Annotated in this window: 16 protein-coding genes; 9 read left to right on the top strand and 7 right to left on the bottom strand. The window is 58.5% G+C overall.

The window, feature by feature from the left end; genetic code table 11:
* Positions 1–9: 9 nt before the first annotated feature.
* From SIC15_RS06050 to SIC15_RS06040, 3 genes are all read right to left on the bottom strand, one after another.
* Positions 10–789, bottom strand: coding sequence for an enoyl-CoA hydratase (locus tag SIC15_RS06050; protein ID WP_069184227.1), 780 nt, complete (start codon positions 787–789; stop codon positions 10–12).
* 62 nt (positions 790–851) lie between these two features.
* Positions 852–2,018: an acyl-CoA dehydrogenase family protein gene (locus SIC15_RS06045; protein WP_069184226.1), complete on the bottom strand. Its 1,167-nt coding sequence runs from the start codon at positions 2,016–2,018 to the stop codon at positions 852–854.
* Positions 2,019–2,111: 93 nt separating this feature from the next.
* Positions 2,112–3,605: a CoA-acylating methylmalonate-semialdehyde dehydrogenase gene (locus tag SIC15_RS06040; RefSeq protein ID WP_069184225.1), complete on the bottom strand. Its 1,494-nt coding sequence runs from the start codon at positions 3,603–3,605 to the stop codon at positions 2,112–2,114.
* Positions 3,606–3,766: 161 nt separating this feature from the next.
* Here SIC15_RS06040 and SIC15_RS06035 point away from each other — a divergent pair, with 161 nt between their 5' ends.
* The 5 genes from SIC15_RS06035 (at position 3,767) to SIC15_RS06015 (ending at position 7,718) form a co-directional block, all read left to right on the top strand.
* Positions 3,767–4,642: an AraC family transcriptional regulator gene (locus SIC15_RS06035; protein WP_069184224.1), complete on the top strand. Its 876-nt coding sequence runs from the start codon at positions 3,767–3,769 to the stop codon at positions 4,640–4,642.
* Between the two features lie 103 nt (positions 4,643–4,745).
* Complete coding sequence (locus SIC15_RS06030) at positions 4,746–5,174, top strand: SRPBCC family protein (protein ID WP_069184223.1); 429 nt, start codon at positions 4,746–4,748, stop codon at positions 5,172–5,174.
* A gap of 147 nt (positions 5,175–5,321) precedes the next feature.
* On the top strand, positions 5,322–6,122 hold the full coding sequence (locus SIC15_RS06025; RefSeq protein WP_069184222.1) for an MBL fold metallo-hydrolase: 801 nt from the start codon (positions 5,322–5,324) through the stop codon (positions 6,120–6,122).
* Positions 6,123–6,209: 87 nt separating this feature from the next.
* A complete protein-coding gene (locus SIC15_RS06020) occupies positions 6,210–6,935 on the top strand; it encodes a YebC/PmpR family DNA-binding transcriptional regulator (RefSeq protein ID WP_069184221.1) in 726 nt (241 codons plus the stop codon).
* A gap of 36 nt (positions 6,936–6,971) precedes the next feature.
* Complete coding sequence (locus SIC15_RS06015; protein ID WP_083231839.1) at positions 6,972–7,718, top strand: glutamine amidotransferase; 747 nt, start codon at positions 6,972–6,974, stop codon at positions 7,716–7,718.
* Between the two features lie 21 nt (positions 7,719–7,739).
* Here the strand turns inward: SIC15_RS06015 and SIC15_RS06010 are convergent, their stop codons facing one another.
* From SIC15_RS06010 to SIC15_RS06000, 3 genes are read right to left on the bottom strand one after another with little or no spacing between them, the layout of a single operon-like run.
* Positions 7,740–8,090 carry an FHA domain-containing protein gene (locus tag SIC15_RS06010; RefSeq protein WP_069184220.1) on the bottom strand — a complete coding sequence of 117 codons (351 nt, stop codon included), beginning with the start codon at positions 8,088–8,090 and terminating at the stop codon, positions 7,740–7,742.
* A 10-nt stretch (positions 8,091–8,100) separates the two neighbouring features.
* Positions 8,101–8,856 carry a protein phosphatase 2C domain-containing protein gene (locus SIC15_RS06005; RefSeq protein ID WP_069184219.1) on the bottom strand — a complete coding sequence of 252 codons (756 nt, stop codon included), beginning with the start codon at positions 8,854–8,856 and terminating at the stop codon, positions 8,101–8,103.
* A complete protein-coding gene (locus tag SIC15_RS06000; protein WP_069184218.1) occupies positions 8,856–10,505 on the bottom strand; it encodes a serine/threonine-protein kinase in 1,650 nt (549 codons plus the stop codon). The genes SIC15_RS06005 and SIC15_RS06000 overlap by 1 nt, the downstream gene beginning before the upstream one ends.
* Before the next feature lie 159 nt (positions 10,506–10,664).
* Here SIC15_RS06000 and SIC15_RS05995 point away from each other — a divergent pair, with 159 nt between their 5' ends.
* From SIC15_RS05995 to SIC15_RS05980, 4 genes are all read left to right on the top strand, one after another.
* On the top strand, positions 10,665–12,113 hold the full coding sequence (locus tag SIC15_RS05995) for a phospholipase D family protein (RefSeq protein ID WP_069184217.1): 1,449 nt from the start codon (positions 10,665–10,667) through the stop codon (positions 12,111–12,113).
* Positions 12,114–12,131: 18 nt separating this feature from the next.
* Positions 12,132–13,196 carry a carboxysome shell carbonic anhydrase domain-containg protein gene (locus tag SIC15_RS05990; RefSeq protein ID WP_069184216.1) on the top strand — a complete coding sequence of 355 codons (1,065 nt, stop codon included), beginning with the start codon at positions 12,132–12,134 and terminating at the stop codon, positions 13,194–13,196.
* A gap of 107 nt (positions 13,197–13,303) precedes the next feature.
* Entirely contained in the window at positions 13,304–13,705 is a 402-nt protein-coding gene (locus SIC15_RS05985; protein WP_069184215.1) for a PA2779 family protein, read from the top strand.
* A gap of 9 nt (positions 13,706–13,714) precedes the next feature.
* A complete protein-coding gene (locus SIC15_RS05980) occupies positions 13,715–14,716 on the top strand; it encodes a PA2778 family cysteine peptidase (RefSeq protein WP_083231838.1) in 1,002 nt (333 codons plus the stop codon).
* On the opposite strand, the gene SIC15_RS05975 is transcribed toward SIC15_RS05980, so the two are convergent.
* Entirely contained in the window at positions 14,713–15,252 is a 540-nt protein-coding gene (locus tag SIC15_RS05975; protein ID WP_370686086.1) for a class I SAM-dependent methyltransferase, read from the bottom strand. The two genes, SIC15_RS05980 and SIC15_RS05975, sit on opposite strands and share 4 nt — an antisense overlap.
* Between the last annotated feature and the right edge of the window lie 73 nt (positions 15,253–15,325).

Below are 15,325 nucleotides of genomic sequence, written 5' to 3'. Positions count from 1 at the left end.
CAGCCGGCTTCAGCGGTTTTTCCATTCCGGTTTGCGCTTGTCGAGAAATGCGTTTACGCCTTCTTTCTGGTCTTCGGTGGAGAACAGCTCGACAAACAGTTCCCGCTCCATGCGCCAGCCGTCGTCGTGGCTGCGGCCATCACGGGCGCTCATTACCAGGGTCTTGCACCGGGCGGTAGACGACGGGCTCTGCTGGCACGCCATTTCCGCCAGCTCCAGCGCCTTATCAAGGCTCTGTCCGCTCGGCACCACTTCCTCAACCAGGCCGATCCGCAGTGCGGTATCAGCTTTTACCCGCTCACCGCACAGAATCATCCGCTTGGCCCAGCCCTCACCTACCAACCAGGGCAGGTTCTGGGTACCACCGGCGCAGGGTAGCAAGCCAACGCCGGCCTCGGGCAGCGCCATCTGGGCGTGCTCTTCGGCAATGCGGATGTCGCAAGCCATGGCGCATTCCAGGCCACCACCCATGGCATAGCCATTCACGGCGGCGATGGAGACACCCCGGAAACGACCAAGCGTGGAAAAGGCCTCGCCAAACAGTTGGGCCATCTCATTGGCCCGTGCCTTGTCGCCATCGGCGAAGGTTTTCAGATCGGCGCCGGCGGAATAGAACTTCTCGCCTTGCCCGGTCATCACCAGGGCAAAGATGTCCCGGTCTTCGTTCAGTTCATTGACGATTTTCGTCAGGGCAATCAGGGAATCCTTTGTCCAGGTGTTAGCCGGTGGATTATTGATAGTCAGTACCGCGATGTGTCCGCGTTTTTCGAGCTGAATCAGGTCACTCATTTCTTATTCCTCATCCTGAAAATGGGGCCAGACGAAATCGTCATCTGGCCCCATTTCTATGCTTATTGAATTGCCTCAGCCACGCCGTCATCGAGTAGGCGACGGGCAACAATCAGACGCATGATTTCGTTGGTGCCTTCCAGAATCTGGTGCACGCGCAGGTCGCGCAGGTAACGCTCAAGCGGATATTCGCGAATGTAGCCATAGCCGCCGTGAAGCTGCAGCGCTTCGTTGACTACCTCGAAACAGGCATCGGTGGCGAAACGCTTGGCCATGGCACAGTGCAGTGTCGCTTCCGGATCGGCGTTGTCGAGCTTGAACGCGCCAAGGCGAACCATCTGCCGCGCGGCAACCAGATTGGTGGCCATGTCGGCCAGCTTGAACTGCAAGGCCTGAAAAGCAGCCAGCGGTTTGCCGAACTGTTCGCGCTCATGCATGTAGTTTCGGGCGCGGAGAAGAGCCGCCTGACCACCGCCTAGGGAGCAGGTAGCAATGTTCAGCCGGCCGCCATCGAGGCCTTTCATGGCGATGGCAAACCCATCACCTTCGTCACCCACCCGGTTGCTGGCCGGAATGCGGACATTCTCGAGGCTGATCATCCGGGTCGGTTGACTGTGCCAGCCCATTTTCTCTTCGTTCTTGCCGTAGGAAACGCCATCGGCATCTGCAGGAATCACGAAGGTGGAAATGCCTTTATAACCGGAATCCGGCGCTCCGGTCCGGGCCATCAGCACCAGAATATCGGTGGCACCGGCGCCGGAAATAAATACCTTGCTGCCGGTGATCACATAGCTGTCGCCATCCCGCACGGCCTTGGTGCGAAGGCTGGCCGCGTCTGAACCGGCACCCGGCTCGGTCAGGCAGTAGGAGGCGAGCCATTCGCCACTGGCCAGCTTAGGCACGATTTCCTGCTTGAGATCATCAGACGCAAAGCTGGCGACCATCCAGGTAGCCATATTGTGGATGGTGATAAACGCAGCGGTTGAAGGACACGCAGCGGCGAGTTCCTCCACGATAACCGACGTATCCAGACGGGAAAGGCCCATGCCGCCGAGTGCTTCGGGCGTGTACATACCCATGAAACCCATCTCTCCGGCTTCCTTCATCACATCGACCGGAAAGATATGCTCGTCATCCCACTTCGCCGCATGGGGTGCCATGGATTTTTCAGCGAACGCCCGAGCCGCTTCGCGAAACGCCAGCTGATCTTCGGTGAGGTTAAAGTCCATCGTTACGCTCCAGATAGAGAAGGCTTGGCATTGGGCAGGGAAAACAAGGGGCCGGAAACAGGTTCCGGCCCAAATACCCCACCTTCAACGCAATTAACGCAACTGGATAGAGAAGTTAGCTTCGGTGCTGGTTGCTTCACTGGAGAACCAGCGGGAGGTAACCGTCTTGGTCTCAGTGTAGAAGCGAACCGCCTGCTTGCCGTAGGCATGCTGGTCACCGTAGAAGGAACCTTTCCAGCCGGTGAACGAGAAGAACGGCAGGGGCACCGGAATGGGGATATTCACGCCCACCTGTCCTACATCGATTTCATGCTGGAAGCGACGTGCGGCACCGCCGGAGCTGGTAAAGATGGACACACCGTTGCCGTACGGGCTCTTGTTGACCAGTTCGATGGCATCACCGAGGGTGTCGGTTTCGACGCAGGACAGCACGGGGCCGAAGATCTCTTCGTTGTAGATGTCCATGTCGGTGGTTACACCGGAGAACAGCGTCGGACCAACCCAGTTGCCGTCCGGCAAACCATCTACTGTGCAACCACGGCCGTCCAGCAGGAGCTTGGCGCCCTGGGCTTCGCCAGTCGCAATAAGAGATTCAATGCGGTCCTTCGCCTTGGCGGAGATGATCGGGCCATAGCTGGCACCGGAGTCGTTCCACGCGCCGGGACGCACTTTAGCCATGGCTTCTTTCAGCTCGGGGATCCACTGCTGGGCTTCGCCCACGAAAACGGCGACGGAAATTGCCATGCAGCGCTGGCCGGCAGCACCTACTGAAGCACCAACCAGGGCATTGATCACCTGCTGCTTGTCAGCGTCCGGCAGGATCACCATATGGTTCTTGGCGCCGGCAAAGCTCTGTACACGCTTCATGTTGCGGGTGCCGGTTTCGTAAATGTAACGGCCGACTGGCACAGAACCTACAAAAGAGACGGCCTTGATGGCGGGATCAGTCAGCAGTACGTCAACCTGCTCCTTGCCACCGTGAACCACCTGCAAAACGCCCTTGGGCGCACCGGCTTCTTCAAACAGCTCTGCCAGGCGCATAGGCGTCAGCGGATCCTGTTCGGACGGTTTCAGGATAAAGGTGTTGCCGCAGGCAATGGCCATCGGGAACATCCACAGCGGAATCATGGCCGGGAAGTTGAACGGGGTGATACCCGCGCAGACGCCCAGCGGCTGGATCCAGGAATGGGTATCCACCTCGCGAGCCACGTTTTCAACGGTTTCGCCCATCATCATGGAAGCGACGTTGGCAGCGTGCTCGACCACTTCAATGCCGCGCCAGACATCACCTTTGGCGTCATCAAAGGTCTTGCCGGTTTCCTGTGCCAGGATTTCGGCGATCTCATCATGATGCTCTTTCAGCAGAGCCTGGTAACGGAGCATAACCCGGGCGCGCTCAGAGACAGGCACTTCCTTCCAGGTCTTGAACATTTCGCCGGCGCTTTCGATGGCCTTGCGCATTTCCGCATCGGTGGTGCAAGGCGCCTTGGCAATCACTTCGTTGGTGGCGGGGTTGGTAACGTCGATCCATTCACTGGTTTGGCTATCGACGAACTCACCTGCGAGATACAGCGGTACATTTTTCATGTTGATGTCCCTGTTTGTTGTTGTGCGGGAAGCCGGCCAGAACCAAAGGGTTGCGGCCACGTTTAACCAAAGGCTAGCACGGGATCGACCAAGGGGCGATTGACTAAATTTCGCCCGTAATGGACTATCTTTCGATTAAGCCTAAAAACAAAAGACCTGAAATGACCCAAACCTCACAGTGGCCGGTGCCCAAAGACAGCATTCGCTACGTCGTGCCTGAACCAATCATCCGACTGCTGGCGAGCCATCCGCTCACCCGGGATCTTTACCCGCTGGCGTTCGGCCACTATCGGCGCGCCGTAGGCCATCACATGCACCGGGAGCACCATCACGACAATCTTTTGATCTACTGTACCGAGGGCCGGGCGTTCCTGAACGTCGGCGGTGAGCCCTACACGGTGGAGGCTGGCGACCTGCTGCTTTTGCCGGCCGGCGCCAACCACCGCTATACCGCCGATCCGGACAATCCATGGACCATTCACTGGGTGCACTACACCGGACCATTGGCTGAGGATTTCCGACACTATATGGGTTTTGACGGCCCGACCCGCATTCGCCACATGGGCCGCCAACCCCGGCTTCTGGTTGACTTCAATGGTCTGCTGTCGGTGCGGCAGACCGGTTTCCGGGTCCGCGGCCTTATCCACGCGGCCAACCGGCTACGGCAACTGTTAGCGGCGGTTCCGATCAACGCCGACGAGACCGGGCATGAACGGCAGGCCGAGCTGGAAACCATCCACAACTATATGCGGGAGCACCTGGATGAGCGTATCAGCCTGGAGCAATTGGCTGACCTTGCCGGCCTGTCCCCCGCCCATTTCGCCACCCGCTATCGGGAGCAGACCGGAACCTCCCCGATCCAGCACTTCCTGCACCTCAAGGTAGAGCGGGCGTGCCAGATGCTGGATAACAGCAGCCTGAGTTTTGCCGACATCAGCCGACGGCTGGGCTACGACGACGCCTACTATTTTTCGCGGCTTTTCAAAAAGGTAATGGGCCAGTCGCCCCGGGACTACCGGCATACTGCGCGGCACTGAACGGTCAGTCCGGGCCAGATTGAAACCTGCCGCTTTCTACGACTTTTGTTGTAGGAGCCAAGGGTTTAGGCTTGGTGTATCGAACGACAAAAAGAGTGAGCTGATGGCCATGTACACCATAGAAATTGATGAAACCTTCGATGTACCGCGACGAAGGGTCTTTGCCCTGTTCGCCGACCACCACCGTTTTGGAAAACTGCTGGGTGCGCCCGTAAAACGCATCAAGGACAGCGACCAGGCCGATCCCAATGGCATTGGTTCCGTCCGTAAGATCGGCATCGGGCCGGTGGGGCTGGAAGAAACCGTGACCAACTTCGAGCCGGATTCACTGATCGAGTACACCATCACCAGCATGAGTCCGATCCGCAATCACCTTGGCCGTATCCGGTTCGAGGACACGCCTGAAGGTCATACCCGGGTGAACTACACCATCACCTTTGAAGACATCGTGCCGTTTACCGGCAAGGTGGTCAGCAGCGCCCTGGAACAGGGCATTCGCCGCGGGATCAAACGGGTGCCCCGGCTGGCCTGATGGTCGGCAACAACAAATCGTTACTTGAGGAATATCAGAGAATTGACCTGAGGCAATAGTTGGCTTTTGTCAATTTTGTAATCTCCGCGCAGCTTGCAATATCCGGCCATTCCGGCCGGACCACACTGTATTCAGCGGGAGACCGAAATGGCAGCCGAGCCGATTGTCCTGTTCGATAATGGACACCACAAATGCCTGATGTTCGATTCCCTGGTGACCGGCGAGGGCGTCCAGTCCAACCAGTTCCTGATTGTCGACGGAAAACACGAAGCGCTCATCGATCCGGGCGGTGACCTTACCTACACTCCCCTGTCGGTGGCCGCGTCTCGCTATATGAACATTCGCGATATGGACTACGTGTTCGCTTCTCACCAGGACCCGGACATCATTGGCGCCATCGACCGCTGGATTGTTCATACCCGCGCGAAAATCGTCACCTCGAAACTCTGGGCGCGGTTCCTTCCGCACCTGGTTTCCAGCTACGTGACCAATCAGCTCAGCGGCAGCGTGTACGACCGCATCGTCAGCATTCCGGATGCCGGTGCCAATGTGAAGTTTGGCGAGTCCTATTTGCAGTGCCTGCCAGCCCACTTCATGCATTCGGTAGGCAATCTTCAGTTTTACGATCCGGTCTCCAGGATCCTCTTCTCCGGCGACCTGGGAGCTTCGCTGGGCGGTGAGGACGATCATCTGCCAGTGAAAGACTTCGACAAGCACATACCAAGCATGATTGGCTTCCATCGGCGCTACATCGCCTCCCAGAAAGTCTGCAGACTGTGGGCCAACATGGTCCGCGACATGGACGTTTCGATGATCGTGCCCCAGCATGGAAAACGCTTTGAAGGGCCAGTAATGGTTGATCGCTTCCTGAACTGGGTCAGCGACATCGAGTGCGGTATCGACCTGATGACACAGGATAACTATCGCCGACCGGTTGATTACGTCTAGGCCAGAACGGTTGCCAAATAAGCCTGTCCCAAACCGGCAATGTTGAGTAAAATCCGGCCTTTTCCAGAGAACCAAGAGGCAGCGCAGATGGGCAGAGCCTACCAGAACCGCAAAGAATCCATGGCCAAGACGGCTGCGGCAAAAACCAAGGTCTACAGCAAGTACGGCCGCGAGATTTACATGAGCGCCAAGTCCGGAGGCCCCGACCCCCAGGCCAACCTGTCCCTGCGCGGGTTGATCGAGCGGGCCAAGAAAGACCAGGTGCCCTCCCACGTGATCGAGAAAGCCATCGACAAAGCCAAGGGTGGCGCTGGCGAGGACTATTCCCCCGCTCGCTACGAAGGCTATGGACCGGGCAACTGCATGGTAATTGTCGACTGCCTGACCGATAACCCGAACCGCACCTTTGGCGATGTGCGTCTGGCCTTCACCAAAACCAAGTGCAAGATCGGAACGCCCGGTGCGGTGTCTCACATGTTCGACCACAGCGCTATCTTTGCGTTCAAGGGCGAGGATGAAGAGGCCGTTCTCGAAGCGCTGATGGAAGCGGATGTGGATGTCACCGACATCGAAAATGAAGACGGTCTGATCACCGTGTTCACGCCGAACACCGAATACGCTAAAGCCCGTCAGGCGCTGGTGGACGCCATTGAAGACATCGATTTTGAGGTGGATGAAATCCAGTTCCTGCCCAAAACCACCACGGTGGTGGAAGGTGATGATATCCCCCTGTTCGAGAAATTCCTGGACATGTTGAACGAGCTGGACGACGTACAGAACGTGTTCCACAATGCCGAGCTGCCAGACCAGTAAACAGCCCGGCCTCCGGCCATGCAGGAAGATAACACCATGCAGAAGAACGCTCCCGCAATCCGCAAAGCGCGAGTGGTGGTCCTGAAAACAGGAACCACCTACCCGGACCTTCGGGCAGAGTTTGGCGATTTTGACGAATGGTTCCTGCGGGGGCTTTCAGAGGAGCTGGAGATCACTGTAGCCAACGCCGAAGCCGGCGAACTGCCGGGCAACCCGGAGGACTGGGACGGCATTGTGGTGACAGGCTCGCCTGCCATGGTCAGCGACCGGGCCGAATGGAGCGAGAATGCGGGACGCTGGCTCGCAAAGGCTGTGAAAAGTGAAGTTCCGGTACTGGGTGTCTGCTACGGCCACCAGTTACTGGCCCACGCGCTGGGAGGTGAAGCGGGTTACCATCCGAATGGCCGGGAAACCGGCACCCACGAGATTGAACTTCTCCCAGAAGCCGCCTCCGATGTCCTGTTCCGCGACCTCCCAAAGACATTCCCGGCACAACTGACGCATCGGCAATCCGTACTGCGCCTGCCTGAAGGCGCGGTGCTGCTGGGGCGTAACCGGTTCGAGCCGCACCAGGCCTTCAGAATTGGCCCCTGCGCCTGGGGCGTGCAGTTCCATCCGGAGTTCACGGACGCCATTATGAGTGCCTACCTGAAAGTACAGGCGCCGGATCTGATCCGGGAGGGGCTGGATGCGGAGGCCCTGATCGCCGGCGTAAAGCCAGCGCCAGACGCGTCCTCGCTACTGGCCCGTTTTAGCCGGTTTGTTCAGGACCGGATCCATTAAAACGGGCACCATCGGTTTCTGTCAGTCGAGGATGTAAGCGGTTTTTTCCAGCGCCTGCTCTTCTTCGTCGATAAAGCGAAACTCGTTCCAGCCAATGCGCACCATGTCGTTGCTGTTGAGGCGCTGCCGGTCAGCAACCCGTAGCTCGTTCACGAAGGTGCCATTGGTGCTGTTGCTGTCGGTGATGTAGTAATCCACCGTTCCTTCAAGATAGGCGTTGGGCACCGCTTCTATCAGGGCGTGCTGACCGCTCACGGAAATCTCATCGATCTGGATATCGTTATCCGGACGCCGACCGATGCGGGTTTCCGGTTGCCCGAGTTCAAAGGTGGTAACAACCACGTTATCCACCAGTTGCGAAAGCGAAGCCATGTCAGTTTCCTCAATACTCCAACGTCAGTAATACCACAGACAGATTGTCGCCAGCCTCGTTTGCCAGGCCGGCATCAATCAGTGCCTGAACCGTGCGCTCCATGCCGCCACTTTCCTTTTGGATCTCAAGCCACCGGTATTCCGGGACCGAATCGGTTAACCCATCGGAACACAGCAGGAGCACATCCCCCTTTTCGAGGGTTTCACGCCGATAACTCGGAACCGCCTGCTCCACTGTTCCCACTGCCCGGGTCAGAACATTCCTGAACGGCACATTGGGCACATCCGCCGCGGTAATGCTGCCGTCTTCCAGCATATTCTGGACCACGGTATCGTCCCGCGTCAGACACACCGCCTGGCTGCTACGCAGGCTGTAACACCGGGAATCTCCAACATGGGCAATGTGCGCCTGATCCTCAATCACCCAGGCCACCACCAGTGTGGTGCCCATCTTTTCAAGTTTCGGGTCCCCGGAACGGCGGTTCACTATCCGCTCATTGGCCAGCGAGAAGGCCCGCTCCAGATGTTCCCGGATGGCACCATCGGTGCCGTCGAACGCGCCACCAGCAATGGCCGGTTCCAGGGATTCGATAACGGCATCAACTGCCAGACGGCTGGCGACCTCACCACCCTGATGCCCACCCATGCCGTCGGCAACCACCAGTAACGCCTGATCACCGGCATCATTGATCCGCCAGTCGACAACGTCCTGGTTCGACTCCCGCACGGCTCCCCGGTGACTTTGACCAGCAACGTGATAGCGCATCAGGACACCTCCTGGCCAGCTTCGCGAACGGCCAGACGACGCACAGCCTCTGCCATGGTTGCTGCGCTGGCGAAGCGCTTGTCCGGCTCACGCTGGATGGCCTTGTTGATCAGACGGACCACGCCGTTTGGCAGGTCCGGGTTGAACTCGCGGACGCTGCGCGGGCGCTTGTTGAGAATCTGGTAGGTCAGGTTGGCCAGGGTGTCGCCCTGATAGGGCGTTTCGCCGCTCACCAGCTTGTAAAGGGTCACGCCCAGACTATAGATATCAGAGGCTCCGGTGACCTTCTGGCCCTTCAACTGTTCCGGCGACATATACAGCGGGCTGCCCATGACCGCCCCGGTTCGCGTTCGGGAGTCATCGGAAATCTTGGCAATGCCGAAATCGGTGATCTTGATATCGCCAGAGTCGGGATTGAAGATAATATTTCCGGGCTTGATGTCGCGGTGGACGATTTTCTGGCTGTGGGCGTAGGCCAATGCGTCTGCCACTCGGGCAACGATATCCAGCACCCTGGGCAGGGGCAGTAACCGGCCGGATCTGCCGAATTCACTGAGCGGCCGCCCTTTCGCATAGTCCATGGCGATGTAGGCGAGGTCGGCCTCCTCTCCCACGTCATACACGGTAACGATAGCCGGGTGGCTCAGGCGGCCAGCGGCTTCCGCTTCCCGGAAGAATCGCTCCTTGAGATCCTGCAGCTGGCCATCATCAAACGCCTGGTAGCTGAGGGTCTTGATAGCAACGGTTCGGGCAATCTTCGGATCCTTGCCCAGATAGACCACACCCATGGCACCACGACCAATCTCCCGCTCGATTTCATAGCGCCCCAGGGTCGGGCGACTCACTGACGGTTCCGGCATCAACAGGGTGCGGGTGTTGTCGAAACTCCCTCCCTGCACCAACGAGTTATCCGGTGCGAGCTTCTCCAGTGCCGACAGCCTCGCGGCGGTGTCCCGAAAACCTTTTTTTCGTTCCTGAATACTGCGGTAGGTGCTGACCGCCTTGTCGTACTGGCGTTTGCGCTCTTGCTGGATGGCGACATCGTAGCGCAGCTCGATCTCGCTCTCACAGTCGGGGCAGCGATCCAGCGCTTCAAGGGCCTCGTCTGTATGGCCTTGCTGCAGAAACACCTTGGCCAGCTTCAGCCGCGCATCGCGCACATTGTCTGTCAGTGCACGGATGTGTTTCCGTGGCTGCAGCCAGAACAGCATCACCACATAACCAACCACCAGCAAAGTGAGCACAACGCCAAACGGAACCCAGGCGTTGTGGTAGAACATCAACGCGGCCTGGATCACCACGAGCGAGCCGCCAAGCAAAAGCGTGACAGGCAGGGAAACGGCTGCGCCCATCACCGGGATAGCAAGCACCAGATACAGGGCCGCAATTGCCAGCCCTGCGGTCACTGCCATGTCGGACCAGAGTGGTTCCGAAAGGCCCCGATCAGCCATGGCCGGCCCGAATGCCTCCTGCGGGACAATCGTGGACGGGTCAGAGCCGTCTGGCACGCCGAGAATGCTGAACAGTGCGCGGTCGGCCCAGCCAACGAGAGCAAGCTGGTCCCCCATCAGGGCAAACACAACAGCCAGAACGAGAATAACGGCCCGCAAACTGAACAGGCGCGGTATGAAAGAGAGTATGGCGTTCACAGGCAACTTTGTTATAAATGGTTGATCTGACTAGTTTAGGAAGCGTGGCGGAACTTCGATACAACGGCCGGGGTGTTTTTTGTAAGTGTTTGTTTACCTGAGAGAGAGGTCACGTATAGTTATGCCGTCGTTTACCTCAGGGATGATGGAAATACACACATGACACTGAAGTTACTGATTCTCCTGCTGTTGCTCACCCTGGCCGGCATCGGCCTGTACCACACTCAAAAGCCACTGCCACCGGGCATCAGCTACCGTGGAACCGCGGTGCCGTTGGAAGAACCCGTGCTGCTGACAGACGTCACCCGTCACTATCAGGACGGCCGGGAAGAGCGCGACCATGAAATCTTCGACGAGGTGTTCCGGCTTGTGGGACAGGCCAACGAGTTCATTCTCGTCGACATGTTTCTATTTAACAGCACCGCACCGGAGAATGTCGCCCACCGCCCTCTGGCACAACAACTGACCGAGGCACTGCTGGCCAGGAAAGCTGAGAAACCGGAGCTCTCCATTACGGTGATCTCCGATCCTCTGAACACCATGTACGGCGGCACTATCTCACCCTGGTTCGAGGCCCTGCGTAATGGTGGCATTCCAGTTGTGGAGACCGCGCTTCGTCCACTCAGAGACAGCAACCCGACCTGGTCTGCGATCTGGCGCCTGTGTTGCCAGTGGTTCGGAAACAACCCACGGGACGGCTGGCTGGACAACGCCCTGGGCACCAGGCCCGTTACCCTTCGAAGCTACCTCGCGCTGCTGAACTTCAAGGCCAACCATCGCAAGGTTGTAGTTGCGGATGAGGCCGGTTCCCTCAGAGCCATTGTTACCTCGGCCAACCCCCACGACGGCAGCAGCCGGCACAGCAACCTGGGGCTGAGTTTCAAGGGCCCGGCGGTGATTGATCTGCTGAAAAGCGAGCGTGCCGTGCTCGCCATGTCCGGCGCCAACACCCAACCGATCGATGAGCAAATCAGTCAGGTTTCCGAAGCGACTGCGCCACCCGATGAACCTGCAATGCCCCGGGTGGCAGTGCTGACCGAATCAGCCATCCTGGATGAGGCCCTGGCGATGATTCGAAAGGCCTCAGCAGGCGACCAACTGGATATGGCCATGTTCTATCTTTCCCACCGCGATATCGTCGAAGCCCTGATAGATGCGGCAAAACGGAACGTGGCGCTGCGGGTCTTGCTTGATGCCAACAACGAGGCCTTCGGCCACCAGAAGAGTGGCATTCCCAATCGACAGGTAGCCATGGAACTGGTTCGGGCAGGCGTTCCCGTCCGTTGGTGTAATACCCTGGGCGAGCAATGTCACAGTAAGCTTCTGTTGCTGGGCAAACAAAACGGCGCAACAGAGCTGTTGCTGGGATCGGCGAATTTTACCCGGCGCAATCTTGACGACCTGAATCTCGAAGCCGATGTCTGGGTGTCGGTGGCCGACCAGTCGCAGGTTGCCACCCGGGCCAGAGACTTTTTCGACCAACAATGGCAACAAGGGTCCGGGGACGATCCGGTAATGAGCCTGCCCTACGAGGACTGGGCCGATGAATCCAGGCTTCGCTACTGGCGCTACCGGATAATGGAGGCCACCGGCCTGTCGACCTTCTGAACATCACAGGACACAGCCATGACAACACCGGTACATGCACGCCCCATTTCAGAACGGATCGACTGGCTGATGGAACTGAGCCGGGCCCACTCGGCCAGCTTCTGCAGTCCGGAAAACCATCTGGCCAGGCAGCGTTACCTGGCGGAGCACAACACCCAGATCATTGCCATGAAGTGCATGGACGGTCGCATTCACCTGCCCTACGTGACCCAGACGCCCCTTGGGGTCATACACCCCTTCAGGAATCTCGGCGGCATCTTTGAGCTGGGCTGGCCCTATCTGGGCGACATGCTTGCGGACACGGTACAGCAGGCAGTCAGTCAGGGGCGCCGGGTGCTGATCATCATTACCTATCACTACTCAAAAGGTTTACGGGAACGGGGCTGCGCCGGCTTTGACTGCGACCGTGAGGCCGCCATGCGCCATGCGTTCCAGATCCGCAGCCAGGTGGAAAAACTGTTCGGGAACGGCCACCGCACGGTCTATCCCCTGGTATGTGGTTTCGAGAGTGACGAGGATGCGCTGGTTCTGCACGGTAGCCAGGAGCGAACGCTGGATCTGTCCACCATTCCTGTGTCGAGACTTGACGACATGGCCTCCGAAATCGCCTCCCTTTGTCCGGATATGCCGGAACCGGTGCAACGCGATCTGCTGCCCCTGGTTGAGGGCAATATCCGACACGTCAACGAGATCCGCCAGTTTGACCGGGAGCTGAACATCGAGCACCGGGAATGGGTAATCTGCCTCGGCCGGGGATTCGATTTCCTGCACGCGCCGAACGTGGCCCTGATCATTGGTCCCTACAGTCCGGATCTATCTCACCCCATCCGCCAGGCGGCAGGGATTATCAAAAGCAATATGGACAGCGGCCGGATTCCCGACGATGGTTTCCTGCTGCTTTGCTCTGCGCCCTATCAGGAGCCGGGCACGCAGAAAGCCCGGGCGGAACTGAAATCGGCATTCCTGGCAGACTTCGGGGCCGAGGTTATCCGCCAGGCTTTTCCTGAGCTGGCCACCAGGATGGTTACTCGCTCAGCGATCCTCCATTGGCCGGAGCGCAAGCTTGAAGTCCGGGGATCATGAACATTTTGTAGGTTGAGGGAACGCAACAGACTGATCTATCGTGAAAGTAGTGCAACATGACCCAACACATCAGCTACAGCGGAAGTAGCCAATAACAGGAGTGAATCATGTCAGGCATTCGCAAACACCTGAGGTACGTTTCCTTTTTCATGGCGATGATGATGGCGCTGGGCTCTGTCTGGTCGGCTACCGCTACTGCCGGCATGGTTGGAACCGGCGAGATGATCGGCCAACAACAGGTTCAACTGGATCGGCAAGAGCTTATCAGCATGCTCGACAGACAGGACGTTCAGGCCAAGCTGGCAGACCTCGGGGTCAGCCAGGACCAGGTCAAGGAACGCATCCAGAACCTCACGCCCGCGGAACTGGCGGATTTCGAGCGTCAGCTTGCCGAAGCACCTGCAGGGCAGGATGTTGTCGGCATTATTGTGCTGTTCCTGCTGGTGTTCATCATCACCGATATGCTCTGCGCCACGAACATCTTCCCGTTCGTGAACTGCATCCGCTAGCAGCGGGCAGTGACAGTCCTGTTCTCCAGACTGAAAGCCATTTCCGGCGGGCTGACCGTGTTTTTGACGGTCAGCCTGCTGGCTGGCTGTGCGAGCACGCCAGAATGGCCGTCACCTAAAGACGACCAGCTCTCAAGGCCCGATCGGGTTACTCTGGACGATGTGCCTTTCTACCCGCAGGAGAAGTATCAGTGCGGGCCGGCGTCCCTGGCAATGATGCTCAATAGCCAGGGACTTCACACCGACCCCGACATCCTTAAAGAACTCGTCTACATCCCCGGTCGCGAAGGGTCCCTTCAGGTCGAGATGGTGGCCGCCGCGCGGGCGCACGGCATGCTGGTTTACCCGCTGGATGGAGAGCTCGAGAGCCTGCTGGTCGAAATCGACTCGGGCAACCCGGTGCTGGTGATGCAGAATCTGAGATTCGACTGGTGGCCCCAATGGCACTTTGCAGTTGTCATGGGCTACGACTCGGAGGAGCGAGACCTGATCCTCCATACCGATACCCGCAAGCGGGAGGCCATAGATCTGGAGGTTTTCAGCAACACCTGGGGGCGGGCGGACAACTGGGCCGTGACCATTCTGCCGCCGGACCGGGTGCCTGCGACCGCAAAACCACTTCGTTTTCTGCAATCCGCCCATGACCTTGAAACAACCGGGCGAACCACCGCCGCTGGCATCGCCTATGAGACGGCCGAAATCACCTGGCCAGACCAACCGACGGCCACCATGGCCAGAGGCAACCTGGCCTGGAAACTGGGCCGCCGGGATGAGGCAAGGGGCCATTTCCTGCGCGCGGCAACACGTTTTCCGGAGTTCGCCGAGGGCTGGAACAACCTTGCTTTCGCATTGCAGGAAAGCGGCTGTTCGGGGACAGCAAAGCAGGCTGCGCGGTGTGCTGCGTCTCTGGCACCGGATCGTTTTGGTCAGTCGGAATTGCTGAGCCATGACGATGCCAAATCCGCAGAACACTGTCCTGCACTACCGGAGTGCTCGCAAAAAAGGCCCTAGGCTGGCTTCCGGAACAGCGCCACATCCTTTCTCGGTATCTCCAGATGCCAACCAAACCGGTTGGCCAGCAGCTTGAAGGTGAATTCCCGGTAGAAAACCACATGGGTCGGGTCGCGGCGATAGTGCCAGTTGTCGAACCGGTCATCGTCGGTCTGGAAGCAGGTCATCACGCCCAGCCAGCCACCAGGCCTGAGCATCCGGTCCAGATCCCTGAATACGGCAGCCGGCGCATAGAGATGTTCGACCACCTCGGTGCAGGTGATGAAATCGTAGGTTTGATCAAGGACGGACGTCGATGAATAAAAGTAGGGATCGTAGAGACTGACGTCCATACCTTCCGCCTCAAGCATCTGCGCCAGAGCCGGGCCTGGACCACAGCCGAAATCGAGGCCGCTGGCGCCCGGTGGCAGTCGCTCAAGAAGAGGTTCCGTCAGTTTTGAGAGAAATTTCCGGTAACCCGCATCAGACGGGTCATTGTCATGGAGCTGATAGATGTCCCGTTCCTGCTCGGGCGATAGCCGGCAGGACGCATCCATCACCGTGGCCTGGCAGACATCGCATCGAAGGTAACGCTGGGTATTTACCACCCGGAACTTCAAGAGACTGCCC

It is taken from the genome of Marinobacter sp. MIT932201 (assembly GCF_047123295.1).
GTDB lineage: Bacteria > Pseudomonadota > Gammaproteobacteria > Pseudomonadales > Oleiphilaceae > Marinobacter > Marinobacter salsuginis.
The sequence above is the reverse complement of the archived record's forward strand: the minus strand, read 5'-3'. Positions and strand labels throughout refer to the sequence as shown.